This window comes from Mycobacterium sp. E796, from assembly GCF_001672815.1.
Taxonomy (GTDB): Bacteria; Actinomycetota; Actinomycetes; order Mycobacteriales; family Mycobacteriaceae; genus Mycobacterium.
The window spans coordinates 1-921 of the sequence record NZ_LZKK01000011.1 but is presented as its reverse complement, the minus strand read 5'-3'; the positions used below and the strand labels follow the sequence as shown (position 1 = coordinate 921).

At 55.2% G+C, this 921-nt stretch carries 2 protein-coding genes; one reads left to right on the top strand and one right to left on the bottom strand.

Annotated features, from left to right (window positions below):
• Nucleotides 1-376, top strand: a 376-nt coding sequence (locus A5706_RS31880) for a PE domain-containing protein (protein ID WP_156766889.1), incomplete at its 5' end; no start/stop codon positions are given.
• A gap of 254 nt (nucleotides 377-630) precedes the next feature.
• On the opposite strand, the gene A5706_RS00565 is transcribed toward A5706_RS31880, so the two are convergent.
• On the bottom strand, nucleotides 631-921 hold a 291-nt coding region (locus A5706_RS00565; RefSeq protein ID WP_231984910.1), incomplete at its 5' end, for a hypothetical protein.

Below are 921 nucleotides of genomic sequence, written 5' to 3'. Positions count from 1 at the left end.
CGCCGGTTACGCCCAGGACTATCACGCGCTGGCCGGGAAGGCGGCGGCGTTTCAGGACCAGTTCGTGCAGCACCTGACTGCGAGTGCCGCCTCCTACGCCAGCGCTGAGGCGGCCAACGTCACGTCGCTGATCAAGCCCTTGACAGCAATTGGGGCCCCGATTGCCGCTGCTGCCACAACCGCCCAGTCCACGATGAGCGATTTAATAGCGAATGTGATAACAAATATTCAAGCCGGAATAGAGACATTGATAACGATGATTACATCTTTATTAATGTTGCTAGCGATTGTACCCTTTTTGCTACTGTTTCTTTTAAGTGTTGCTTTATACGGGCCATGGTGGCTTGTTTTGCTTAATGCCGGGCGTGGGTATTGAGATGACGCCCCCCTCAGCGCGGTCGGTGAGGTTCGCGCAGTCGGATCGACGCCCAACGAGTTGGTCGCGAGGGTTGGATTCTCCATCGTTCCTTCGCCGAACCTTTCACGTTCGTGGTCGGGCAGCGTCTAGCCGACGACGAGGCGTGTCTCGGCTTTGAAGGTGCCGTCGCGGTTGTCCCGGACGTGGACGCTGGTGGTGATGGCGATGTCCGGCCAGGGCCAAGAGGCAGGCCGCAACGCAGAGCGCGTCTGTTAGATCGGGAAGAACATCGGAATGGGAGTACCTGTTGCAATAAAAAGTAAAACTAGTGCTACCCAAGCGCCTATGATTACAAAAGTGCCGACCGTAACGAAAATGCTCCATAACGCCGGGTAGCCTTGAATAAATATCCAAAACTGGTAAAAGGCTGCGCCCAATATCTTGAGTAATTGGTCGAAAGCTGCGCTAACAATGTTGCCTAACTCGTATCGGACAGCCCCGACGGCGCTGCCAATCAAGTTCACAACCCCTCCCAAGGGCTTTAGCAACGACGCCATGTTGGC